General features: G+C 40.8%; 18 protein-coding genes. 5 read left to right on the top strand and 13 right to left on the bottom strand.

Annotated features, from left to right (window positions below; translation table 11 throughout):
* Positions 1-114: 114 nt before the first annotated feature.
* The 4 genes from EDX97_RS08470 to tet(W) form a co-directional block, all read right to left on the bottom strand.
* Positions 115-327, bottom strand: coding sequence for a helix-turn-helix domain-containing protein (locus tag EDX97_RS08470; protein WP_002586615.1), 213 nt, complete (start codon positions 325-327; stop codon positions 115-117).
* Positions 320-742 (bottom strand): sigma-70 RNA polymerase sigma factor region 4 domain-containing protein, encoded by a 423-nt coding sequence (locus EDX97_RS08465; RefSeq protein ID WP_128520743.1) that lies wholly within the window; start codon positions 740-742, stop codon positions 320-322. The genes EDX97_RS08470 and EDX97_RS08465 overlap by 8 nt, the downstream gene beginning before the upstream one ends.
* Before the next feature lie 171 nt (positions 743-913).
* Positions 914-1,681, bottom strand: a complete 768-nt coding sequence (locus EDX97_RS08455; RefSeq protein WP_002586626.1) for a class I SAM-dependent methyltransferase — start codon at positions 1,679-1,681, stop codon at positions 914-916.
* 50 nt (positions 1,682-1,731) lie between these two features.
* A complete protein-coding gene (gene tet(W), locus EDX97_RS08450) occupies positions 1,732-3,651 on the bottom strand; it encodes a tetracycline resistance ribosomal protection protein Tet(W) (protein ID WP_128520742.1) in 1,920 nt (639 codons plus the stop codon).
* A gap of 657 nt (positions 3,652-4,308) precedes the next feature.
* Here tet(W) and EDX97_RS08440 point away from each other — a divergent pair.
* Positions 4,309-4,482, top strand: a complete 174-nt coding sequence (locus tag EDX97_RS08440) for a BadF/BadG/BcrA/BcrD ATPase family protein (RefSeq protein WP_221175925.1) — start codon at positions 4,309-4,311, stop codon at positions 4,480-4,482.
* A 46-nt stretch (positions 4,483-4,528) separates the two neighbouring features.
* On the opposite strand, the gene EDX97_RS08435 is transcribed toward EDX97_RS08440, so the two are convergent.
* From EDX97_RS08435 to EDX97_RS08420, 4 genes are all read right to left on the bottom strand, one after another.
* Positions 4,529-5,206, bottom strand: a complete 678-nt coding sequence (locus tag EDX97_RS08435; RefSeq protein ID WP_128520741.1) for a transaldolase family protein — start codon at positions 5,204-5,206, stop codon at positions 4,529-4,531.
* A 61-nt stretch (positions 5,207-5,267) separates the two neighbouring features.
* Positions 5,268-5,828, bottom strand: a complete 561-nt coding sequence (locus EDX97_RS08430; RefSeq protein ID WP_183164324.1) for a 5-formyltetrahydrofolate cyclo-ligase — start codon at positions 5,826-5,828, stop codon at positions 5,268-5,270.
* The gene (locus tag EDX97_RS08425) at positions 5,821-6,087 is read right to left on the bottom strand and encodes a hypothetical protein (RefSeq protein WP_128520739.1); all 267 of its coding nucleotides are present in this window, start codon (positions 6,085-6,087) and stop codon (positions 5,821-5,823) included. The genes EDX97_RS08430 and EDX97_RS08425 overlap by 8 nt, the downstream gene beginning before the upstream one ends.
* An 8-nt stretch (positions 6,088-6,095) precedes the next feature.
* Positions 6,096-6,740, bottom strand: coding sequence for an HAD family hydrolase (locus tag EDX97_RS08420; protein WP_128520738.1), 645 nt, complete (start codon positions 6,738-6,740; stop codon positions 6,096-6,098).
* A gap of 110 nt (positions 6,741-6,850) precedes the next feature.
* Here EDX97_RS08420 and EDX97_RS08415 point away from each other — a divergent pair, with 110 nt between their 5' ends.
* Positions 6,851-7,414 carry a 3'-5' exonuclease gene (locus EDX97_RS08415; RefSeq protein WP_128520737.1) on the top strand — a complete coding sequence of 188 codons (564 nt, stop codon included), beginning with the start codon at positions 6,851-6,853 and terminating at the stop codon, positions 7,412-7,414.
* A 40-nt stretch (positions 7,415-7,454) separates the two neighbouring features.
* On the opposite strand, the gene EDX97_RS08410 is transcribed toward EDX97_RS08415, so the two are convergent.
* The 3 genes from EDX97_RS08410 to EDX97_RS08400 form a co-directional block, all read right to left on the bottom strand.
* Entirely contained in the window at positions 7,455-7,724 is a 270-nt protein-coding gene (locus EDX97_RS08410; RefSeq protein WP_128520736.1) for a hypothetical protein, read from the bottom strand.
* Positions 7,725-7,866: 142 nt separating this feature from the next.
* Positions 7,867-8,346, bottom strand: a complete 480-nt coding sequence (locus EDX97_RS08405; RefSeq protein ID WP_128520735.1) for an S-ribosylhomocysteine lyase — start codon at positions 8,344-8,346, stop codon at positions 7,867-7,869.
* A gap of 44 nt (positions 8,347-8,390) precedes the next feature.
* Positions 8,391-10,052 (bottom strand): diphosphate--fructose-6-phosphate 1-phosphotransferase, encoded by a 1,662-nt coding sequence (locus EDX97_RS08400; RefSeq protein ID WP_128520734.1) that lies wholly within the window; start codon positions 10,050-10,052, stop codon positions 8,391-8,393.
* 218 nt (positions 10,053-10,270) lie between these two features.
* Here EDX97_RS08400 and EDX97_RS08395 point away from each other — a divergent pair, with 218 nt between their 5' ends.
* Positions 10,271-11,359, top strand: a complete 1,089-nt coding sequence (locus EDX97_RS08395; protein ID WP_128520733.1) for a thioester-forming surface-anchored protein — start codon at positions 10,271-10,273, stop codon at positions 11,357-11,359.
* A gap of 10 nt (positions 11,360-11,369) precedes the next feature.
* On the opposite strand, the gene feoB is transcribed toward EDX97_RS08395, so the two are convergent.
* Both feoB and EDX97_RS08385 read right to left on the bottom strand, forming a co-directional pair.
* Positions 11,370-13,724 carry a ferrous iron transport protein B gene (gene feoB, locus EDX97_RS08390; RefSeq protein ID WP_128520732.1) on the bottom strand — a complete coding sequence of 785 codons (2,355 nt, stop codon included), beginning with the start codon at positions 13,722-13,724 and terminating at the stop codon, positions 11,370-11,372.
* Positions 13,711-14,427, bottom strand: coding sequence for a hypothetical protein (locus EDX97_RS08385; protein WP_128520731.1), 717 nt, complete (start codon positions 14,425-14,427; stop codon positions 13,711-13,713). The genes feoB and EDX97_RS08385 overlap by 14 nt, the downstream gene beginning before the upstream one ends.
* A 63-nt stretch (positions 14,428-14,490) precedes the next feature.
* Between EDX97_RS08385 and EDX97_RS08380 the strand changes: the two genes are divergently transcribed.
* The gene (locus EDX97_RS08380; protein WP_128520730.1) at positions 14,491-15,657 is read left to right on the top strand and encodes a BaiN/RdsA family NAD(P)/FAD-dependent oxidoreductase; all 1,167 of its coding nucleotides are present in this window, start codon (positions 14,491-14,493) and stop codon (positions 15,655-15,657) included.
* Positions 15,658-15,710: 53 nt separating this feature from the next.
* Positions 15,711-16,988 carry an O-acetylhomoserine aminocarboxypropyltransferase/cysteine synthase family protein gene (locus tag EDX97_RS08375; protein ID WP_128520729.1) on the top strand — a complete coding sequence of 426 codons (1,278 nt, stop codon included), beginning with the start codon at positions 15,711-15,713 and terminating at the stop codon, positions 16,986-16,988.
* Positions 16,989-17,057: the final 69 nt, after the last annotated feature.

Raw genomic sequence — 17,057 nt, 5'->3', positions numbered from 1 at the left:
ACCGGCAGGGGGCAAAATGGCCGGGAGCGGAGCCGGACAACAAAAAAAGCAGTAAATCTTTTTCAAGACTTACTGCTTTCGCTGGCCGCGTCGGTGGCGGCTGGTATTCAGTTTTTATGACTTGTCCGGTGGTTCGTCAAGCCGGAACTTGAATTGACAGTCAATTAACCGCTGCTTTACATAGTCCTCCACCTCGGCGTTGACCTGCCCGTTCACTTTTGAGAAATAGCGGATATATCCGGCGTAGTGGAGCAGGACAGCGTTCACGGCTTCTGGGTCGCCCTCACGGGCTTTGAGGATTGTTTCATAGGGGAGAAGTCTACTCATACCAGCTCACCCCCATTTCTTCGCGTAGCCGCTGCAAGGCAAGCTGGATATGCCGCCCCGCTGTGCTGCGTGACCGGCCAATACACGCGCCGATCACGCGCTGCGGCTGGCGCAGAAAGTAATAGCGCAGGATTTCTTCCCGCGTCTGCTCCGGCAAAACAGAGATCGCGTCGGCAAGGGCGGCGTTGCAGAGCAGGACGGTCTGACCGCAGACGGTAAATGGGTATTCCTCGTCCGGCTCCGACGCGGCAAACTGGACAAACTTCTCGTTCATCAGATAGTCAAGGGAAACTTGCCGTTCCCATTGCCGTTTAAGCTTCAAAATCTTGTCCAAGGCGGCACAGCGGATAACAGTCTTGCAAAAGGCGTTGTACCTGCGCTGGATATATTCTTGATAGGCTATCTGGTCGGTCATGGAAATTCCCCTTTCTGAATAATAGTGCGGGGCGGTGGCACTTCTTGCTGTCGCCCCTTGATTGCCTACCAGCAAAGGCGGGCGGGGCTGTCAACGGCTGCGCATATGCGCCGTTCATCTTGACCGTTGACTGGCTCGGCTGGGTTTGCTATTTACCCGACAAACTTGAATTTATTTTAAGCTATCACGTTTTACCTTCTTAAGCCTTACTATCATTACCATAGGAATTTCTTTGTTGGTTTTAAAACATTCTTCATAAAATCCATCAATGACAAATCCAGCTCTAAAACAAAGGTTAAAAATATCTTGTATGGAACGATGATAATAAATCTGCTCTTTCGGTTGCCCTTCAATCGCTATATCATAGTAACTGTGCGGTGTCATATATTTTTCAGTCAACGTGACAAAACAAGGGTGTTGCGTTGCAAAGACAAAAATTCCGCTTTCCTGCAACAGTTCATAAACAGCCATAAGAAGTGGTTCAATATCCGTAATATCCATAATTGCCATATTAGAAACTGCTTTCGTAAAGGCTCGATTTCTTTTTAATTCTAATATACTTTTTCTATCGGTCGCATCCGCCACACAAAATTCAATTTGTTTTGCATATTGTGATTGCCGTCTTTTAGCCAATTCTATCATTTTTTTGCTGTAATCAAAAGCGACAACCGAAGCGCCTCTTTGTGCAAGATACGAAGAATAATTTCCATTGCCACACGCAATATCCAAAATGTAATCCGCAGGATTAGGAGATAGAAGTTCCGTTACTTTGGGACGCACTACCTCTCTGTGAAATTCATTAGATTCGTCACCCATTGCATTATCCCAAAATTGTGCGTTCTCCTCCCAGATTTTTTTACTTTCCTCTGTTCCCATGTTCTCTCCCACTCCCCAAATTTGCTTTTTTGCTTCCATTAAATCTTCCTTACTATATTCCATTGTTACCCTCCATAACTTCTGATTGTTGCCGTCTTGACGATTATGTATCTTTACATTACCTTCTGAAACATATGGCGCACCTTGTCCAGGCGGCTGTTTGGACGGCGGGGCTGGATGACCGGCTGACCGACAGCGGCCTGATATCCTTTCAGCTCTGTAAGGCATACGCTCCGCCCGTTGGTGTAAAAGGCCAGATCAGTACGGTATGCCTGTATACAGCGGGCGGGAATCTCGCCAGTAAAGACAACTTCATCCTTTTTTACCTGGGCCGTTTCGATGGTGGCACAGTATTTCGGTGCATCATGATAAGCCCTGGAAAGGTATTCCTGGGGCGCATAGAGGGTGAAGGAGAGATAAGGTTCCAGCAGTTGCGTCCCTGATTCCTTCAATGCCTGTTCCAATACAATCGGGGCCAATGAGCGGAAGTCCGCCGGCGTGCTGACCGGACTGTAATAAAGCCCGTATTCAAAGCAAATCTTACAGTCCGTTACGTTCCAGCCGAACAAGCCCTGCTCCAGCCCGTAACGGATACCATCCCTGACAGCGTTTTGAAAACTCTGGTTCAAGTATCCCAGCGAAACCCGGCTCTCGTATTGTACACCGGAGCCAAGCGGGAGTGGTGTAACAGACAGTCCGATGGATGCCCAAAACGGGTTGGGCGGCACCTCGATATGGATGGTGTGGCTGGCTGCTTTGAGCGGCCGCTCCATATAAATGACGGTGGGTTCCTTTACCACTGTTTCAAGCTTGTATTTTTCCGACAGCAAAGCGGAAACAACCTCCAACTGCACCCGGCCCAAAAAAGAAAGAATGATCTCATGGGTGATGGAATCCACCTCGCAGCGCAAAAGCGGGTCAGTATCCGCAAGTTGCGTAAGAGCGTCCAGCAGCCGTTCTCTTTGCGCTGCCGTTTTCGGCGCAATCGACGTCCGCAGCATGGGGAGGGGGTCCTCACGCCACCTTTTACGAGGGAGCCGGGTTGGGTCCCCTAATACATCGTTTAACCTCACGCTGTCGCTGGGAAGGATAACAATTTCACCCGGATAAGCGGTGTCTGTCCGAACAATTTCCCCTTTGGATGGAATACGCATCTCTGTGATTTTCAGCTTTTCTCTCCCGGCCAGGGCCACCGTATCCCGCAGGCGCAGCGTTCCGCTGTATAGCCGTAGATAGACACGCCGCTGGCCGCAATCTGTATACTCCACCTTGAAAACGCTGCCGCATAGGGCGGCGCTCCCCTGTTCCCCAATCGGTTGGAACAGCCCTGTCACCGCATCCATCAACGGTTGAATGCCAAGGCCCTTTTTGGCGCTGCCATAATAGACCGGGAACAGGGAGGCGTCTTGAACCCGCCGCTGTTCCTCCCGCACAAGTTTTTCCCGGCTGATTGGTTCTCCTGCGATATACTTTTCCAATAATTCATCGTTATTTTCGATGACCGCATCCCATGCTTCTATGTCGGTATTTTCCTCCAGGACTATTTCCGGGGACAGCGACACCGTCTGCTTGATGATAATATCGGCGGAGAGCTTATCCCGAACAGACTGAACCACGCTCTGCAAATCAACGCCAGCCTGGTCGATCTTGTTGATAAAGATAACGGTGGGAATGTTCATTTTCCGCAGGGCATGGAACAGAATACGGGTCTGGGCCTGCACGCCATCTTTAGCGGAGATCACCAAGATGGCCCCATCTAAAACAGCCAAAGAGCGGTACACCTCCGCCAAAAAATCCATGTGGCCGGGCGTATCCACAATGTTAACTTTACATCTGTGCCACTGGAAGGAAGTGACTGCCGCTTGAATGGTAATCCCACGCTGCCGCTCCAAAAACATGGTGTCCGTCCTCGTTGTCCCTTTTTCGACGCTCCCCGGTTCTGAAATGGCTCCGCTGGCATATAGCAGGCTCTCCGTCAAGGTCGTCTTTCCAGCGTCTACATGGGCAAGAATTCCAATATTGATTATTTTCATGTGATTGTCCTCCCTTTACAGCCCCAAAGGGCATAAAAATCCCCAGCAGTAAAATACTTTTACCACTGGGGATTATAAGTTGCGGACATACACATATACAGCATACACCTGTTTGTGATTGCTGTTTTTGGGGATATGTCAAAATTGATAAGGCAAAAGTATTCTTAAATTGGGTACAAAAAACTAAGCCCCTACAAAAGGAGCTATCATAATCCTTTGTTCCCACTATTTGATTATAGTTTTATTTAAGAATACCTTGCCGCATATTTTTTACTCCTTTTCTGGATTAAATCCATTGTATCACATCAGTTTTAGGAAAGCAAGTACCTAAAAGAAATTTTTCTTCCCCTTATATGTAACAATCATACCGGCTTCCTAGCGTTCAGAATGTTTTCTGCTGTCTGCTGTGGTGTTTGGTTGGAATTGTCCAACCAAAAGCCGATCCGTGGTGTTGTCTGCATTTTACTAAATACAAATTCAATGTATACAGAAAGATATAAGGAGTGGGAGGGATTCCGCCGTAGTTGGCATTGTAGGAAAATCCAAAAGTTTAGATTTTCCCACAATGCTTATCTTTTGGTCTTTGGTTCGGAATAGTGTAGTGCTGGCGGTCTATCTCTTGTTTTCGGTTGCTTGCTTCCTTACCGTACATGAGCATTGGTTCATCGAATCAAAGGGGAACCAGAATTCATCATGACGGGTGGTGTTGCCCAAAATGCGGGTGTTGTTCAATGCTTAGAACAAGCTTTGAATGCGAAGATTTATGTGGATGATAGTGCCCAATTATGTGGTGCCATTGGGGCAGCCCTTATTGGTTTAGAAGAAATTTAATAAAAAAGAAGTCAGAGACATCAAAATCTCTGACTTTTATTTTGGATTAGTCTAAATCGGTCATGGCTTTCTTGCCAGTCAATTTTTCAAAATCATTCACGAAATCTTGAACCGCACCATCAATGGCCATGTTCTTTACAAAACCATCAATCACACTTGGGGCAGCCGTAGCACTTCCGACACCATACTGAGCCAATTCCATGACTTGTTGTGAATTTTTGAATGAAGCAGCTAATACTTCACAATCAAAATCACTATTATCTAAAATATCTTGGATTTCTTTCACAACTTCTACACCATCATATCCCATATTATCAATACGGTTTACATACGGTGCGACATAACTTGCACCTGCTTTGGCAGCTAAATACGCTTGCATTGGTGTATAAACAACGGTTCCACAAGTTGGAATACCTTCTTTGGTTAATTGTTTGATGGCTTTAAAACCTTCTGGAACGGAAGGAACTTTGACAACTGTATTTTTTCCTAACAAATCAACGATCATGTGTGCATCGGCTACAATTCCATCGGCATCCAAAGCAACAGCTTGTGCGAAAATGATATCATCTTCCCCAATAAATTCACGAATCTCTTTTAAAGTTTTTCGTGGATCTTGGTCTACTTTAGAAAGAATGGAAGGGTTAGTTGTAACTCCATCCACTGGATAGTATTCATATAAACGTTTAATTTCATCTAAATGTGCATCATCAATAAATAGTTTCATGTGTATATCCTCCATCTGACATAGATATAATATCACTTTGTTCTCGTTATGCAATAGATTTTTATTGTTTTTTATTATTTATTCCAATTTCAGACACAATCATATCCATAACAATATCATGATCATCCACAGGAATTTCTTCACACATCAATTCATGGAAACAGACCATCATTTTTATCATTGATTGATGTTCTAAATAACGATCATAGAAGCCACCGCCAAATCCCAATCGTTGCCCTTTTTCATTACATGTACAACAAGGCACAATAGCTAAATCAATTTGATGAACAGGTATATACGTGGTTGTATCTATTGGTTCTAAGATACCCCATGTTCTTGGTTGGACATCCTTCCAGCTTTGAATTTGATACGCATGCATAATGCCCTTGGATTCGCATCGAGGAACCACAACGGTTTTACCATCTTTCCATGCTTTCTCAATCAAAGGGTGCGTGTTGACTTCACCCTTCATGCTCACAAAAATAAAAAGGGTTTGTGCCTTTTTATATGCATCCGATTGAAGAATATACGATAGGATCTTTTGACTCGCATCCTTTTGATACGAATCACTTAATACTTTTCGTTTCGCCTGGATGCTTTTTCGCAATTCTTGTTTATTCATAACGTGGATTGGGTTCATCTCCTTGTTTTTCAATATGATCCTCGATCATACGTAATAAGCCCATTTTGATATCCATTAATGCTTGTTGTTGTTCCATATCCGCATTTTCATCCATCACGATGGATAGGATCAATTGACTAACAATCGAAGGCTTTTCCTGATTGAAAGTTTCTTGGGTATATCCATGCATATCCAGAAACAAATCCACCATTTCTTGGGTAAAACATCCTTGTAGTAATTCTGTATTTGTATATCCCATATGATCTCCTATAAAATGTCTAATAATTCATGTACCGATTCAATCCGTGGAATATCCAACGAACAAGGCCAATCCTTACGAATGACCCAAATGGCCGGTATTCCCAAACGATGTGCACCAAGGATATCCGTAGAAAAGGTATCACCCACAAAGATCACTTCATTGGTTTCTAATCCCAACTGTTTACAAGCTTCCACATACACATCAGGTGCTGGCTTTTTGTGTCCCAATTCCCCACTTGTTACAATGGCATCAAAGTAGTCACCCAAATGGGCTCTTTGCACCTTATCTCGTTGGGCTTCATTGGTTCCATTGGTACAAAGTGCCAATTTGTATTTTTGATGCAAGGCAGCAAGATCTTCTTCAATGCCGTCAAAAGCAATTGTATGTTTACTTTGATGGTTATTCCACCATTCATTGAAATCGGCAATAGGTAAAGGTAAATGATACTTTTTCTTCAAATTCTCCAAAATAAAATTCTTCCGATAATTGCCTTTCATATCCCACAACATCAAATCCTGTAGGACCGTTTCTCTCTGATAGGGATCCGCAAAAGTACAATAGGTATCCAACAATTCTTCAAATGTTTGATACGTATATAAACAGCGATTGCCAATCGTATCGTCAAAATCAAATAATATTCCCTTGATCATAGTTCACCTCAAAAAAGCGATGATCGCCATCGCTTAGCACACCTATTAAATCATTCTAATAAAGATAACGCAAATTTCATTTCTTTAAAAATTGTTTTATACTGAGAAGTATGATAGATACATATGTTGCGTTTGACGTAGAAACACCCAATACGCGCAATGACCGAATGAGTGCGATTGGGATTGCCGTCATCAAAAAAAATCAAATTGCAGATACCTTTTATACTTTGATCAATCCGGAAACATACTTCAATGCCTTCCATATGGAATTAACGCATATTGGTCCACAAACAGTTAAGCATGCCCCTACTTTCAAACAAGCATGGCCTACATTAGAAACGTATCTGGATCAAGGAATTCTTCTTGCTCATAATGCCACTTTTGATATTCATGTTTTACTGTTCTGTTTAAAAACCTATCATATTCCATGGAAATCCTATATTGATTATGCCGACACGGTACGTATTGGCAAAGCCTGTTATCCAGAACTCGAAAATCATCGTCTCAATACGATGTGTGATGCTTTAGGTATTCCTTTGAATCATCACAATGCGTTAAGTGATGCCAAAGCTTGTGCTTCTTTATTTACAAATTTTTATGAACAAATCAATACCGACTATTATATTCGCACCTTTGATGTAGCCCAGAATAAAACCTTAAAGCCATGGCAATAAAAAAAAAGACGGCATGCCGTCTTTTATCATTATTTGGGTATTATCCCTGGATGGATCGACTAGTAGGATGGGTATTCTGCGATACATGGTTGAAATCCAAACTACGTAAATGATCGATCAAGTCGCCAACTGTTTGGTCGGAGGATGTTGTCGGAATGGCCATAACTTCATCGATGGAATTACATTTGTACGTCTTATCCGGTGCAACAACCGTTAGGTCTTTAAACACCGTATATTCATTTCCATTATCGTCTTCCAATACCCAGGCACTATTTTGTTTCAATCCATCAAAAAACAAGTCTCGAAACATAAATCTCACCTTCTAAATCATTTGGCCCTGCCATCCTCCACAGAGCCATGTTGTATCATCTGTGATTATGATATCACAAAATTGCAATATTTTCATTTTTTTAAATAAATTTTAATATTTTTCATGAAGGTGAAACTTTTTTCTATTCTGGATAGATCAAATGTGTTTCATCTATGTCTTTCAAGGTATTTTCTAAGAATCGTTTCGCCACAATTTTCGCCAATGGCAAATTCATATCCAAATAGTTTCCACAATCTCTAGGAGCTGCACCTGGAACTTCTCCTTCATATTCAGAAATGAAAGTGAACATTTCCGTTACTAGATCTACAACATCTTTGGATTCCAAATCACCGGCCAAAATCATATAGAAACCCGTACGGCATCCCATCGGACCAAAATAAATCACTTTATCTTTCCATGCAGGATGATTACGTAAGAAAGTAGCGCCTAAATGTTCAATCGTATGGATCTCAGCCGTATTGATCACGGGTTCTCGATTGGGAGCCGTCATGCGAATATCAAAAGTTGTAACGATTTCCTTTCCTACACGATCTTTTCTCGATACATAAATACCGGGTAATAACTTTAAATGATTTACCGTAAAACTTGCGATTTTTTCCATATTCTCTCCTTAAAAAAAGGGCATCGAGGATGCCCTTTGTATTCTTATTCACCTTTTTCCAAAGCTAATGTACGAGTTGTTAAATCACAAACATCACTTGGTCCATAATACTGAATAGCACCTGGATATGTATATGCAGTTTCAACAGCCCATGCATCACGATGAGAAGCAAAGTAAGTGAATGGCTTACCATCCAATTCAACTAAAGCCTTGCGGATAACTGGTTTATCTTTACCATTACGACGTTCCATATTCATCATCTTCGTAATTGGCATACCACCAGCAACCCATTCTTCAGCTGGTTTTGATAAATTGGAAATCTTTGATAAATAACCATTGTATCCATATTGGATCAACATGCAAGCATTGTATCCCAAAGAGTAGCAGTAGTCGGCATCAAAGTTAGATGGGAATGCACAACGACCTTCGTATCCGAAGAAATGATGTTGTGTCTTAAAGCTACCATTATATGTTCCCGCTTTTCTTCTTTCTTCCAATTTGTCTTTGACTAATTCAGCAAACAATTGTTCGGATTCAATCAAAGAAACTTGTACGTTACCATGAGGATCACGTTCCAAGAATAATTGTTTTTGAATACCTTCTGGAAGAATATCAAATACGGCAAATGATTCAGCTGTCAAACCATTCTTGATAAATTCATATTTTTCAGTCCAAGTTTCTAATGCATTAAACTTGTCAGCTTTTTCACCAGCTAATAATTCATTGATTTCAGCAATCAATACAGAGAATTCAGGAACAAATTCAACGATACCTTCTGGAATAATCGCTACACCGAAGTTATCACCATTGGCAGCACGAGCAGCTACTGAATCGGCAATCTGATCAGCAATTTGAGAAAGTGACATCTTCTTAGCAGCCACTTCTTCACCAATCAAACAAATGTTTGGTTGTGTTTCCAATGCACATTCCAATGCAACATGAGAAGCCGAACGACCCATGACTTTGATGAAGTGCCAATATTTCTTGGCTGAATTCGCATCACGTTCGATGTTTCCAATTAATTCACTATATGTCTTTGTAGCTGTATCAAATCCAAAAGAACATTCAATATCTTCATTTTTCAAGTCACCATCAATGGTCTTAGGGCAACCAACAACTTGAACACCTGTATTATGTGCAGCAAAATATTCAGCTAAAACAGCCGCATTGGTATTGGAGTCATCGCCACCAATCATGACAATCGCATTGATACCGTGTTTCTTACAAACTTCAGCAGCTTGCGCAAATTGTTCTTCCGTTTCTAATTTTGTACGACCAGAACCAATGATATCAAATCCACCTGTATTACGGAATTGATCGATGTATTCATCATCAAATACGATATATTTGTCATCTGTCAATCCACTAGGACCACCCTTGAATCCATACAATACATTTTCTTTATTTGTAGCTTTTAAGGCATCATATAAACCACAAACAACATTATGTCCACCAGGTGCTTGACCACCAGACAGGATAACACCTACGACTTGCTTCTTAGCAGGTGCTGTATTTGTACCCTTTTCAAAAGTGATTTCTTTTTTACCATACGTGTTAGGGAATAAAGCTGAAATCTTATCTTGATCCGCTACACTTTGTGTAGGTTCTCCTTCTTTCACTGAAATCTCAGCAATTCCATTACGAAGCATACCTGGTAATTTAGGTTGATACTTCAATCGTTCCATTTGAAGTGGTGAAATTTTCATAGTATATCTCCTTTTTTATTTCGCCATTATTCTATCATATTCCCTAACATTTGTGCACAAGAGGATTTGATTTTCCCTGTATTCATGACTAATAAATCTTAATATTTCATGTGAATAATTATTTAAACGAAATAAAACGTAAGTTATCGAAAGCATTTAACTTATTTTGAAAACACTACACTAAAAATGTACACATTGTGTAATAGAAAGGAGAGAAGATGAAAATAAGTAAAAAATGGAAAATTGGTCTGTTTCTGGTTTGTAGCATTGTTCTATGTAAAAGATATGCATATACGATCCATGCGGAAGAAACTGGCCCTGATTCATACACCGAAACCAGTGCTGTCAATATTCAAAAACAAGATGAAAACAATCAGCCAGTTTCGGGTGCTGATCTACAAATCATTGACCAAAACAACCAAGTCAAAGAAGCTTGGACAATCGATGGAACTACCCATGAAACAAGTTTAGAACCGGGTACTTATACACTACACGAACAACAAGCACCAACCGGCTATGAAACAAGTGACGATATTACCTTTACTGTCACAGCTCCCCAGCTTGAAAATCGAACCGGTTTGATTGGCTATCAATATTCAGTTGTTCATGGAGATTGGTCCTACCGTGTTCGTACCACCAATCAAGATCTTGCCGATGGAAAAATTGTTTACTGTTTGAATGAACATCGCACTTATCCACACGATAATACGTATACGGAACTCGATGCAACGAGTGAACTTTTTACACAATATATTGCGACCAACATCACCAATATGCAGGCATTTCAAGAAAACTTGAAACGCGTTTTGTATTATGGGTATGGCTCGGATGCTTTAGGACTCCAAAAGACATATAACATGTCAAATCTTGCCTTCCGAAGAGTCACCCAAGTGGCCGTATGGTATTACACCGATGGTCAAATAACCAATATTCCAGATACACCTGGTTCCCATGGCAGTTATATGATCTACCATGTATTAGTAGACAGTGATCTTGCCGTACCTAACAGCATCCAGTTGAAATTCTATCGTACCGATGATTCATACTATCAGAACCTCATTGGTTTTGTGCGGTATGTACCATTAACGATTACGATGACAGATAAACAAAAAATCACACCGGTTACACCAAATGTTCCAACTTCCCCAACGGTATCGCATACAATACAACCAAAAGATACATATGAGCAATCTACATATGGTGTACAAACCGGTACTTCCCAATCCTCTGTACCTTATTTGTTTTTATCTGTTATAGCTTTGTTAGGATTTGTTGCAATCATCAAGCAAAAAGAGAGTTTTGATTAAACTCTCTTTTTTAGATCAATAATAAACAAATATGATAAACAATCCAAGCTACGATCCAGGCAACACCACATTGAAAAGCCACCATACCTACTGCACTCTTCGTTCCAGATTCATTTTTAACCGTGGCGATGGCTGCAATACATGGTGTATACAATAAGCAGAACACCAAGAAAGATAAAGCAGCTACTCCCGTAATCGATTGTTGGATCAACTGAGTAGAGCCATACAAAACGGTCAACATCGATACAACACTTTCTTTGGCTAAGAAACCAGAAATCAAAGCCGTAACCATACGCCAATTGCCAAAACCGAGAGGTGCAAATAAAGGCGCAATCAAACCCGCAACGGCCGCTAAAATACTTTGACTCGAATCATTGACCATATGCAAAGAAAAACTAAAATTCTGTAAGAACCAGACAATGATCGTACCCACAAAGATAACGGTAAACGCTCTTTGTAAGAAATCCTTCGCCTTATCCCACATCAACATCAAGACACTTTTTGCCCCAGGCATCCGATAGTTTGGCAACTCCATCACAAAGGGAACTGCCTCGCCTTGGAAAACATGATTTTTGGTAAAAAAGGCAATCAATATCGCAATGACAATTCCCAATACATACAAGCCAATCATAACTAGTGCTCCATATGTTGGAAAGAACAAATGCACAAACAATGCGTAAATGGGCATCTTTGCGGAGCAAGACATAAAAGGAATCAACATTTGGGTAATTTTACGATCTCGATCGGATGGTAAGGTACGTACCGAAAGAATCGCTGGTACACTACATCCAAAACCAATCAACATCGGAACGATGCTTCGTCCAGATAGACCAAAATTACGTAAGATCTTATCCATCACAAAAGCAACACGTGCCATATAGCCACTATCTTCCAACAAAGACAAGAAGAAATACAAAACAACGATAATGGGTATAAAACTTATAACCGTACCAACACCATTACAGATGGCATCCACGATTAGTGAATGAACCGGTGCCGAAACATGATTCACGGTCAACCAATAGTCGATTCCTTGGGTCAAATGATCAATACCAGAAGCAAAAAGATTTTGAAAAAATAAACCAATCACATTAAAAGTCAGCCAAAACACCAATCCCATGACCCCAATAAAAGCAGGAATTGCTGTCCATTTACCTGTAAAGAATCGATCCAAAGAAGTAGAACGCTTATGCTCCTTGCTTTCACTCGGCGTTACAACCGTTGCCTGACAGAGTTTATCGATAAACGAAAAACGCATATCAGCCATGGCAGCTTCTCGATCCATGCCACGCTCTCTTTCCATTTGTACAATGATCTTTTCAACAATTTCTTTTTCATTTTCGGTCAAATTTAGAGCTTCTTCCACCAGTTTATCATTCTCAATCAACTTACTGGCCGCAAATCGAACAGGAATACCGGCATACTCGGCATGATCTTCAATCAAAGACATGATGCCATGAATCGCACGATGCACTGCTCCATTGTGATCATTGGGATCACAAAAATCTTTCCGAGCCGGTTTTTCATCGTATCGAGCAATATGTATGGCATGTTCAATCAATTCTTCAATACCTTGATTTTTAGCGGCTGAAATCGGTACGACTGGAATTTGTAACCAACGCTCCATTTCATTGATACGAATCGAACCACCATTTCCTGTCATTTCATCCATCATGTTTAGAGCTAAGATTACAGGCACATCCAATTCCAACAACTGCATCGTCAAATATAAGTTTCTTTCGATATTGGTTGCATCCACGATATTGATAATAGCCGTTGGCTTTTGTTCCAAGACAAATTTTCGGGAAACAATTTCTTCATTGGTGTACGGTGATAACGAATAAATACCAGGAAGATCCACCACTTCGGTTTGTGGATGTCCTTTGATGGATCCAACCTTTCTTTCTACCGTAACACCTGGGAAATTACCCACATGTTGATTCGAACCTGTTAATTGATTAAATAATGTTGTTTTTCCACAGTTTTGATTTCCCACTAACGCAAATGTCAATTTTCCTTTATTGACTTCATGCCCTTTATGTTCCACCTTATAATCATGCGTACCATATTGTTCACCCAAACGAGGATGAGGAATATCCTTTTCCGCTTTTTGTTGGCGATACACACTTGTTTTAGCAGGTCGAGGATCTTTGATTTCAATCTTTTCTGCATCGGCTAAACGAATCGTTAACGTATAGGTGGAAATGCGCAATTCCATCGGATCTCCCATCGGAGCAAATTTCACCAATGACACATCCACCCCAGGAATCAATCCCATATCAAGAAAATGTTGCCGTAAAGCACCTTCTCCACCAACACTCGTAATGGTGGCCATTTGTCCAATGGATAACTCAGTTAGTTTCATTGAAATCCCCCTTTGTGATGCGTTCTTTTACTGCTCCATAGAAATTTGGATAGGTTGAATGTACAAAATAAGAATTCTTTACCCAATTTTTCAACAACAAACGAAACATTTTTTCAATGTCGGAATTATAATGGGCAATATCGGCTTCACTCAATTGATCATATACACCACGCAATCGAAATTCATCCAATAAATGAAATAAGCCCCATAATAACTGAGTAAAACACTCTTGTTCCAATAATAAAGGATTGCTTGCCAATTCCATTAATTCCATTTTTGCTGATTGAATCAACTGTTCGATATTTTCAAACCCTTCCTTATTGATTTGAATCTGGATGTTTTCTTCTTCAATTCTTCGTAATTGTTCCGGAATCTTTTTTTCATCTTCACACAACAAATCATTGGGTGAAATATCCATTGTTGCTATTTTGCTGATTTCCTCAAATAATTGAGAACCCAGACCTGTAAAAAAAGTACTCGTCAACATGCGAGTCTTATGTTCAGATTCTGCCTTTTGTCGATCATCCATAATTTGCCCGACAACAATGGTCGTAATCGCAAAACTAATAGGTACAAATGCAAGATCTTGTAAGATATAGAATTCCGTTGTTTTGATATCTTTAAAAACAAAAATCTGAATACCATAGATCACAGCGGATAAAAAAACCAAGCCCACTACGGTCCATATCGTCCTTTTCTTCATTGCCCTTCCCTCATTTCTATTTTTCATATTGTACTACATTCCAAAAATCAGTACACTAAAATTATGGCTACAGTACTGATCATTGGTGGTGGGCCAGCCGGTATGATGGCTGCCTACGCTGCCCAAAAAAATCATCATAACGTACATATTTTCGAAAAAAATGCACAACTTGGTAAAAAACTATTACTGACAGGACATGGACGATGCAACGTAACCAATCGTTCTACTGATTTTCTTTCTCATATTGTTTCCAACCCGAAGTTTTTATACAGTGCCTTTCATACCTTTTCCAATCAAGATATGATTCATTTTTTAGAAAAACACCATTGTCCTTTGATTGAAGAAGATCGTGGACGAATGTTTCCCAAAAGTCAAAAAGCACAAACAATCCTTGATACCCTATCCTCTTTGTTGGATACGACTTCCATTCATTATAATGAACCAGTCCAACACCTGCTTTTGGAAGACGACACATGCATTGGCATAAAAACAAAAAAACAAACTTACTATGGTGACAACATCATCCTTGCAACCGGAGGTATGACATTTCCTCAAACAGGATCATGTGGCGATGGATTTACCATGGCACAAGAAATCGGTATTCCAACAACCCCTGTTCGTGGTGGACTCGTTAGTTTGGAAACCAAAGAGCACTATGATTTACAAGGGATATCCCTTCCCGTTGCATTTTCGATTGCACAAAAGAAGAAAAACTATAAAAACACAGGAGAGATCCTTTTTACCCATTTTGGCTTAAGTGGCCCCGCCATCATCAATGCCTCTAGTTATATTGAACTTCCTGCCACACTAACAATGCATCTATTACCTTCCGTGGATACCGACAAACTTTTGATGAATGTGGCGCCCAATAAAGATGTCTTGTCGGCTATGGACTTGTTGCCTAAACGTTTATGGAAAGTCGTTTGTATGCAAGCAGGGATCGATACGAAAAAAAAGATGCATGATTTGACGAAAAAAGAACGGCATCGTCTTGTCGAAAAGCTACAAGCTTTCCCTTTCACGCTTATCCAATCACGGCCCATCACGCAAGCAATGATCACCCAAGGTGGCATTTCTACAAAAACCATCGATGGAAAAACCATGTCCAGTAAAAAAATCAAACACTTAAAATTTGCGGGCGAAATCATTGATGTAGATGGTCAAACCGGTGGCTACAATCTGCAAATTGCCTGGACAACGGGTTTTGTCGCTGGGTCTACGATTGAATAATACACACTGCTTTGGAATGTGCTACAATTATTTTCAAAAGGGAGATTTTCAACATGAAACAAGAAACAAAATGCATTCAATCTGGTTATCAACCAAAAAATGGTGAATCCCGAATGATTCCTATCATTCAAAGCACCACTTTTAAATACGATACCAGTGAAGACATGGGAAAATTATTTGATTTACAAGCCGAAGGATATTTCTATACCCGTCTACAAAATCCAACCAATGATATGGTCGCCGCAAAGATTTGTGATCTAGAAGGCGGATCCGCTGCCATGTTAACATCATCCGGTCAAGCCGCCACCTTCCTTGCTGTATTCAACATTGCGACCGCCGGTGATCATGTCATCGCTAGTTCAGCCATCTATGGTGGATCTTTCAACTTATTCAATGTAACCATGCGAAAAATGGGTATTGATTTTACTTTTGTGGAACCCGATTGCTCCGATGAAGAATTAGAAGCCGCTTTTAAGCCAAACACCAAATGTGTATTTGGTGAAACGATCGCCAATCCATCTTTGGTTGTTTTCGACATTGAACGTTTTGCGAAAGCAGCTCATGCCCATGGAGTTCCATTGATCATTGATAATACCTTTGCGACTCCTATCAACTGCCGACCTTTTGAATGGGGTGCAGACATCGTAACTCATTCCACAACCAAATATATGGATGGTCATGATGTCGCTGTTGGTGGCTGTATCGTAGATTCCGGTCATTTTGACTGGATGGCACATGTCGATAAATTCCCTGGCTTAACGACACCGGATGAAAGCTATCATGGCATTACCTATGCCGAACAATTTGGTCAAGGTGGTGCATACATCACTAAAGCAACCGCTCAATTGATGCGCGATCTAGGACCTATTCAATCCCCACAAAATGCCTTCTATTTAAATATGGGATTGGAATCCTTAGCCGTACGTATGCCACGTCATTGCCAAAACGCCCAAACAGTTGCCGAATTCTTAGAAAACCATCCAATGGTTACTTGGGTCAATTATCCTGGATTAAAATCGAACAAATATTATGAACGAGCCAAAAAATATATGCCAAATGGTTCTTGTGGAGTCATTAGTTTTGGTGTAAAAGGTGGCCGCAAAGCAGCGGAAGAATTTATGAAACACTTAAAAGTAGCAATGATTGCTACCCATGTTGCTGATGCACATACATGTGTTTTACATCCTGCTAGTTCTACTCATCGTCAATTAAGTGATGAAGAATTGATTGCTTGTGGTGTTACACCGGATTTGATTCGTTTAAGTTGTGGTATTGAAAATGTCGATGATATCATCGATGACCTCAATCAAGCACTGGCATCCATTCAATAATGTTTGGCCCTAAATTCTGTTTAGGGCTTTTTTTGTGCCATCAAAAAAGCCAGGCATATTGATATGATC

It is taken from the genome of Absicoccus porci (assembly GCF_003725415.1).
GTDB lineage: Bacteria > Bacillota_I > Bacilli_A > Erysipelotrichales > Erysipelotrichaceae > Absicoccus > Absicoccus porci.
Note: the sequence above shows the minus strand (reverse complement) of the source record. Positions and strands in the feature narration are given on the sequence as shown.